The following is a 7,650-nucleotide window of genomic DNA, read 5'->3' on the forward strand; positions in this document are numbered from 1 at the left end:
GTGACCGCCCAGGAGACGCTGTGGATCCGCCACGGCGAGTCGGAATGGAACCGGGCCGGGTTGATGCAAGGGCAGACCCCCTGGCCGGCCCTGACCGATGTCGGGGTGCGGCAGGCGTGGCGCGTCGCCGAGCGGCTGGCCACCGGCCGCCGTCCGGGCCGGATCCTGAGCTCGGATCTGTGGCGTGCGGCCCAGACCGCGGGCATCGTCGGTGAGCGGCTCGGGCTCGCGGTCGAACACACGGCGCTCCTGCGTGAGCGGTGCTGGGGTATCCACGAGGGCAGGCCGGTCGCCGAGGGGTACCGGGCCGAGTCGGCGCTTTCGGACAAAGACGCGCTCCCGCAAGGGGAGTCGCGGGCCGACGTGGCGGCGCGGCTGCACCGGTTACGGCCGTGGCTGGCCGGCGCAGGGCCGGTCGTCGTGGTCACCCACGGTGACGTCATCCGCGAAGCCGTCGCACTGTGGTCCCCCCGACCTTCCATACACCCACCCGAAAACGGTTGTGTGGTAGGGCTGTTGCTGACGGGCACCTGATCGGCGGGCGGCCACTGGGTTACCGTGACTCATGCTCGTCAGTCGGTATGCCAGTGGGGTGTTGATCGCCCTGGCCGGATGCGCCGTGGCGTGCACCGCCCAGGCCACCCAACCCGACCTGCCTGAGCATGCGGTGCACCGCCACATCGCGGCGGCCAAGAACGGCGACGTCGCGACCCTGCGATCCGGCGCCTGCGGCGGCCTGGCGTCGGCGATCCGGCCCCGTTCCGACGACGAGGTGCGCCGAGAATTCATCGAAGCCTATGCCGCCGGCCCCGACGTCCTGTCGGTCGAGCCGGGCGGGCAGGGCGACCGGCGCACGGTCACCGGCTACTACTCCAGCGCGACCGAGCTGGACATCTCCTTCACGGTCGAGAACCTCGACGGCTGGAAGGTCTGCGACATCCGCAGGGGGAACGCGGTCGTCGGATCACCTCCGGGGCGGTTCGAACCGTAGGGCTCAACCGGTCAGGCGCCGAGGCCGGCTAGGAACGGCCTGTCCACGGCCGCCTCGATGTAGGGGTCGGCCCCGAGCAGGGATGCGATCTCGATGGCGGTGAGGATCTGTTCCGGTGTGGCGCCCGCGTCGAGCGCCTTGCGTGAGTGGATCTCGACGCCGGGCACATACAGGTGCGTCGGCACACAGTCGATGGCGATATAGATCAGTTCACGCAGGCGGGTGTCGAGGCTGCCCTCCTCGACCGCCGAGGTGGAGAACGCCGTGTAGGCCTCGAACATGTCCGGATCCAGCACGAGTACGTCATCCCAGGTCTCGTGCCAGTAGCCGCGACGCTGCTCGAATTCTGCTTTGAGCCGCCGTCGCCGGTCATCGAGTTCGCGCGGGGGTGCGATCCCCCGTTCGCTCATTACTCTGACCAGCGCCGGTACTCCCGCCGTCATCGCGTGGATGCTCATGATGCTGACGAGTTGCAGGACGTCGCGGACCTGATCCTGGCCGGCGCCCACCTGCAGGGCCAAGCGGGCGTAGGCATCCAGGCGGGCCCAGTTGGTGTTGGCGACATTGCCGACTACTCCGACACCGATGAGTGCTCGCTCAGCGGCGCTGAGTGCGCCTCGTTCAGCAGGTACCGCGACCATCGCCGCGAGGCGCTGGAAGAACAGCGGTCTGTCCGACCGGTCGCAAGCGAGCTGTTCGCTCCACCCTCCGATGTGGCCGGCCAGAAGATCCTCGTGGCGTACGTTGGTTTCAGTCACTTGCCGGCCTCAGAGTTGGATGCTGACGGTCTTGGTCTGCAGGTAGTGGTAGACGGCGTCCGGCCCCTTCTCCCGGCCGAACCCACTGGCCTTGTAGCCGCCGAACGGGGTGCGAATGCCACCGGCGAAGTAGTTGTTGATCGACACCTGGCCGGCTTCGATCTGCGCCGCGACCCGATGCGCCCGCGACAGATCCCGGGTCCACACGCCCGCGGTGAGGCCGTATGGGGTGTCGTTTGCGATCGTGACCGCCTCGTCATCGTCGTCGAACGGGATCACGGCGAGGACGGGACCGAAGATCTCCTCCTGGGCGATGCGCATATCGTTGCGCACATTGACGAAGATCGTGGGTTCGACGAACCGACCGTTCTCCAAACCGTCGACGACCCCGGCCTGCCCGCCGACGACGACTTCGGCACCTTCCGATCGACCGATATCCATGTAGTCGAGGATTTTTCGGTACTGCTTCTCGGTGGTAATCGGGCCCATACCCGGATTGTCGATACCCCGGCCCAGGGTCACCGCCCGGTTTCCGTCGGCCAGCCGGCCGACGAACTCGTCGTGCACGGCGCGGTGCACCAGTAGCCGGCTGCCGGCCATGCATACCTGCCCGGCATTGAAATTGATGGCGGTCAGCGAACCGGCTGCCGCGGCGTCCAGGTCGGCATCGGCGAAGACGATGTTCGGCGACTTCCCTCCGAGTTCCAGCGTCACCGGACTCAGATGTCTGGCCGAGGCGCGCAGAACCGACTGCCCGGTGGGGACCGATCCGGTGAAGGCGATGCGTCGCACCTTGGGGTGCTCGACCAGTGCCGATCCCGCCTCGGTGCCGAGACCGGTGACGACGTTGATCACGCCCGGGGGCACGCCGGCTTCTATTGCCAGACGGGCAAATTCGACCACAGCCATCGAGGTATCCTCGGCCGGCTTGACGACCGCGACATTGCCACCGGCGATGGCCGGGGCGGCGCCCCGGGCAGTCTGCTGCAGCGCCGCGTTCCAGGGCACAATGTGCGCTGTCACTCCGAACGGTTCCACGTGCGTATAGGAATGAAAGCCTGGCCCGAGGGGAACCGTTTCGCCGTGAATCTTGTCGGCCAGCCCGCCGTAGTACTCGTAGTAGCCGGCGGTCAGCCGAACGTCGGCCTCGGCTTCTCGCAACGGTTTCCCGTTGTCGACCGACTCCAGGTGGGCCAGCAGATCGAGGTTATCCAACACGACGTCGGCCAACCGCCGCATGGCTCGGCCGCGGTCTGCGCCGTCGGCGTCACGCCACGCCGGCAAGGCCTGCTCGGCGTTGTCGACCGCCTCGGCGACGATGTCAGCGTCGGCCCGTTGGATACGCGCCAACACCTTGCCGGTTGCAGGGTCGATGCTGTCCATGATGTCGGCACGGGCCGAGGGAAGCTCCTTGCCGCCGATGATGGAACCGTAATACTCGCGATGCATGGGTATCTGCTTTCAGATGTGAATTCGACAGGGATAACCGGTGTTTCAGGATCGAGCCGAAATGCCTCCGTCCACCGGGACGGTGATGCCGGTGATGAATTCCGAGTCACTGCAGGCGAGAAACAACGCGGCCTTGGCGATGTCCTCTGGGAGTGCGAGGCGGCCGAGCGGCACGCCGGCACGCTGTCCGGCGATGGTGGCCTCGATATCATCCTGTTTGGCCATGAATGTCTTCAGCATCGGTGTTTCGGTGGACACGGGTGCCACCGTGTTGACGCGGACGTCCGGCGCGAACTCGATCGACAGCGCCCGGGTGAGTTGGATGGCAGCGCCTTTCGAGGCTGAGTAAGCACTGTTGTTGGGGCGGGCCCGGAATCCTGACAGCGAGGATGTGATGACGAAGGAAGCGACTGGGCGTTTCTGCATGTGCGGCATGGCTGCCCGCGCCCCGAGCCACGGTCCCTTGGCGTTGACGGCCATCAGCGTATCGAAGAAGTCGATCGACTGCTCGGTGACCGGGCTCATCGGGGCAGCCACACCGGCGTTCGCCCAGAAGACGTCGAGACCACCGTACGTGTCGACGGCTGCGGAGACGATGGTCTCGTTGCCTTCCAGGGTGGAGACGTCAGCGGACACGGCGATTGCCTGCCCGCCTTTTTCGGTCACCTCGGCTGCCACCTCCTTGGCCGCGACGTCGTCCAGGTCGGCGACCACCACGCGGGCGCCCTCCCGGGCGAACAGCAGCGCTCCGGCTCGTCCCATGCCCGATCCGCCGCCGGTGATGACGGCGATCTTGTTTTCGAGTTTCATATTTCCTCCTGTTGTTGATGAAATCAGCTGGAATACAGCGGTTCCGGGGTGCCGATGGCTGCGGATTCGATGAGTTCGTCGATCGTGTGATCGTCGAGGCCCAGCACATCGCGCAGTACCTTTCGGCTGTCCTGGCCCAGCCGCGGCGGGTAGCGGTGGGCGTGCCGGGGACGGTCCGGGAAGCGGATGGGGGTGGCCACCGTCTGCACGTCATGGCCGTGGCCGTCGGTGAGGTCCAGGATCATGTCGCGTGCACCGTGTTCGGCGAGGTCGAGTGCGGCGCCGACGTCGAGCACGAGGGCGGCTGGAACGTTGGCGTCGATCAAGAGGTCCACCCACTCACCGGCGGATCGGTGCAGGAACGCGGCCTCCAGCGCGGCCCATAGCGCCGCTTTGTGCCGAAGCCGGCCCGCCTGATCGGAAAACCGCTTGTCGTGCACCATCGAGTCCAGTCCGGTCACCCCGGCCAGGCGCTCCCACATGGGTTGGGTGTTCGCGGTGACGACGAACTCCCGCCCATCACTTCCGGTGAACGACCGGTAGGTCGGTATGGAGTCGTGGCCTGCGCCCTGCGGTGCTGGGGACTGACCGCTGAGCAGCGTATACACCGCCTGGTAGGACAACTGGCTGAGTTGGGAATCCAGCATGGAGACGTCGATGATGTCGCCGCGCCCGCTCGCGGAGCGGGCCACCAGCGCGGCGAGCACGCCGACGACCGCGTACATGCCGGCGATGACGTCACCGGCCGGGATGCCGAGCCGGGCGACCGGGCCGCCCGGATGGCCGGTGAGGCTCATCACCCCACTCATCGCCTGCACGATCATGTCGTAGGCAGGGCGTTCGCGTAGCGGCCCGACCTGCCCGAATCCGCTGATCGAGGCCCACACCAACCGAGGGTTGGCGGCCGTGAGCTCGCGGCTGTCGAGGCCGAGCCGGGAGCAGACTCCGGGGCGGAAATTCTCCAGCAGCACATCGCTTTTCAGGGCGAGCTGGATGACGGTCCGCAGACCCTCGGGATGTTTCAAGTCGACGACGATGCTCTGCTTGTTGCGGTTGTTGGCCAGGTAGTAGGCGCTGTCGTCGCCCACGAAATGGGGCGGAATCGACCGGCTCGAATCGCCCGCGGGCGGTTCGACCTTGATCACCTCGGCGCCGAGATCTCCGAGCATCTGAGTCGCCGACGGACCGGAAAGGAACGTGGTGAGGTCAAGTACGCGGATCCCGTTCAGCGGGCCTGCCGGATTGGCTGAGGCGGAATGACATTCCGTCATCGATTTCGATCCCTTCAGTCAAGTGTCGACACTATGGCATCGATGACGACGCGATGGCAAGTGTCTGACGAGAAGAACGCTGAACGAGGCTTGAAAAGTGGCGACACTGTACGCTGGTGGTCGTGACGAGGACGGGGTTTGAACGCGTGCGGCAGGTCCGGCGCGGCGAGGTGCCCGACGCCGGATGGCTGCGCGGCTACGGTGAAGCCATGACCTCGGCCGACCTCGCTGACTCGTCTTCGACCGGATCGACCGCTGACGTGGTCGACGACCTGCTGACGCGGCTGCTCGGGGTCGAGGGCCGGGAGGATTCTCTGGTCGGCAAGATCGCGGTCGAGGTGGCGCGCGACATCATCGAGGAGCGGGTGAGCCCGGGTGGCGATCTCAACTCGTTCGAACTGGCCAAACGCTTCGGGACCAGTCGTACACCGGTGCGCGAGGCGCTCATGCTGCTGGAGAAGCAGGGCATGGTCGAAGTGCCGCCGCGGCGCCGGCCCAAAGCGACGACGTTCTCACCGCGGACGGTCCGTGAGATCTACGAATTGCGCGGGGAACTCTACGCATTGGTGGCGCAGCACATCGTCGCGCACGCCGATGAGTCCGCCCTGGGGCAGCTCGATCGACGGCTCGCGGAGATGGTCGACGCGGGGCGTCGGGGCGATCATGACGGGTACTTCTGGCAGGTCGTGCTCTTTCAGGAGCAGTCCTGCGTGGTCGCTGCCAACGAGACGCTCAAGCAGGCCATCGACACGCTCGGTCTGCGGGTCCTGCATCTGCGGCACCTGGGGATGGATCGCGGCTGGCAGATTGACCGGTCGCTGGCCGACCACGAGCGCCTCGTCCAGGCCCTCCATGAACGTGACACCGGACTTGCCGCGGCGCTGAACCGGACGATGGCGGCCAATGCGCTCGCCGGCCTGATGGCATTGTTCACCGATGGTGAGTTCGTCCGCCGTACCGATTAAGAGTCGACACTTTGCGCCAGATTTACCGATAGGGCTTGCGTATGTCCGGCTTGTTACGCAATAGTGTCGACAGAACGTTGATCGGGTGATGCCGATCACGGCCGCGAGAACCTCTGAAACCCGAACCCGTTGGCCAATGTCGCATATACGCCGCGACGGATACTTGGCCCGCGTTCCAACGACACCGTGGAGTAAGCATGGTCAGTGCCCCCGATGCCCCAAGCCGCCCCGAAGCGACGGGACTGTCGACTTTTCGTGACAGGCGCAGATCCCTCCTCGCCGCGGGCGTGGGAAATGCCCTGGAGTGGTTCGACTGGAATCTCTACGGAATCTTCTCCGTGTACCTCGCAGCCAACGCCTTCAATTCCGACGACCCGACCTCGGGTCTGCTCGCGACACTGGCGGTGTTCGCGGTCGGGTTTGTGGCCCGGCCGATTGGTGGCCTGGTCTTCGGGCGTCTCTCCGATCGCCTGGGACGCAAGACGATTCTTGTTGTGACCATGGGTCTGCTGGCCGCGTCGAGCGTCGCGATGGCGCTGATGCCGACCTACGGCCAGGTCGGTGTCCTCGCTTCGGCGTATCTGCTGGTCTCGCGACTGGTCCAAGGGCTCGCGCATGGGGGTGAGGCCGGCGTCGCGTACACATACGCCGCTGAACTCGCGCCACCCGAACGGCGCGGCCTCTGGTCCTCTGTGCCGTTCCTGTCCTCCACGCTCGGCCTGATGACCGCGACCGCAACCGCCGCGATCCTCAGCGCATTGCTCACCGATGGCGACATGAATTCGTACGGCTGGCGCATCGGATTCGCTTTCGGGGGCGCGCTCGGCATCTTCGCGCTCTGGCTTCGCCGATCGGCGGTCGAGACCGACGTTTTCGTCGAGACCGTTGAAGATGCTGACAAAGCAGAGAAGAAAATCAGTCGGAAGCTGCGACCGCGACAGGCGATTGCCACCGCAGCACGGATCGTCATGGTCTCGGTCGGCGTGAATATCTCGTTCTACGCGTGGATCTCATTCGCGCCGACCAACGCCATCTCCCAGCACGGCATGGATGAGACCTCGGCGTTCACGGTGAGCCTCGTCTCCCAGGGGCTGATCGTCATACTTCTGCCGTTCATGGGCCTGCTCTCGGACAAGATTGGGCGCAAACCGATGGTCCTCGCGCAAGGCATTCTGATGATCGCGCTGGCATTCCCGATCGCCACGATGGTGACGGACGCGCCGTGGACCCTGTTCGTCGCGAGTCTCCTCGGCCAGATCGTGTGGGCGTGTGTCGGCGCGATGTACTCCGCGGTCGTGGCGGAGCAGGCGCCGACCGCGGTGCGCGCCACCACCGTAGGATTCGTGGTCTCGCTGTCGGTCGCGATATTCGGCGGCACCGCACCGTATCTCAATACCTGGCTGAAC

The 7,650-nt window shown here is 65.9% G+C and carries 8 protein-coding genes; 4 read left to right on the forward strand and 4 right to left on the reverse strand.

The window, feature by feature from the left end; genetic code table 11:
• Positions 1–534, forward strand: a complete 534-nt coding sequence (locus tag ACWDTP_RS03550; RefSeq protein WP_450016640.1) for a histidine phosphatase family protein — start codon at positions 1–3, stop codon at positions 532–534.
• A gap of 31 nt (positions 535–565) precedes the next feature.
• Positions 566–991 (forward strand): hypothetical protein, encoded by a 426-nt coding sequence (locus ACWDTP_RS03555; protein WP_450016642.1) that lies wholly within the window; start codon positions 566–568, stop codon positions 989–991.
• A gap of 11 nt (positions 992–1,002) precedes the next feature.
• Here the strand turns inward: ACWDTP_RS03555 and ACWDTP_RS03560 are convergent, their stop codons facing one another.
• The 4 genes from ACWDTP_RS03560 to ACWDTP_RS03575 are packed head-to-tail and all read right to left on the reverse strand — an operon-like array spanning position 1,003 to position 5,279.
• A complete protein-coding gene (locus ACWDTP_RS03560) occupies positions 1,003–1,749 on the reverse strand; it encodes a carboxymuconolactone decarboxylase family protein (RefSeq protein WP_450016644.1) in 747 nt (248 codons plus the stop codon).
• Positions 1,750–1,758: 9 nt separating this feature from the next.
• Positions 1,759–3,198, reverse strand: coding sequence for an aldehyde dehydrogenase family protein (locus ACWDTP_RS03565; RefSeq protein WP_450016646.1), 1,440 nt, complete (start codon positions 3,196–3,198; stop codon positions 1,759–1,761).
• 45 nt (positions 3,199–3,243) lie between these two features.
• A complete protein-coding gene (locus ACWDTP_RS03570) occupies positions 3,244–4,008 on the reverse strand; it encodes an SDR family NAD(P)-dependent oxidoreductase (RefSeq protein WP_450016648.1) in 765 nt (254 codons plus the stop codon).
• A gap of 23 nt (positions 4,009–4,031) precedes the next feature.
• On the reverse strand, positions 4,032–5,279 hold the full coding sequence (locus ACWDTP_RS03575; RefSeq protein WP_450016650.1) for a CaiB/BaiF CoA transferase family protein: 1,248 nt from the start codon (positions 5,277–5,279) through the stop codon (positions 4,032–4,034).
• Between the two features lie 122 nt (positions 5,280–5,401).
• On the opposite strand from ACWDTP_RS03575, the gene ACWDTP_RS03580 reads away from it, so the two are divergent.
• Complete coding sequence (locus tag ACWDTP_RS03580) at positions 5,402–6,244, forward strand: GntR family transcriptional regulator (protein WP_450016652.1); 843 nt, start codon at positions 5,402–5,404, stop codon at positions 6,242–6,244.
• 197 nt (positions 6,245–6,441) lie between these two features.
• On the forward strand, positions 6,442–7,650 hold a 1,209-nt coding region (locus ACWDTP_RS03585; RefSeq protein ID WP_450016654.1), incomplete at its 3' end, for an MFS transporter.

It is taken from the genome of Mycobacterium sp. NPDC003449 (assembly GCF_053588415.1).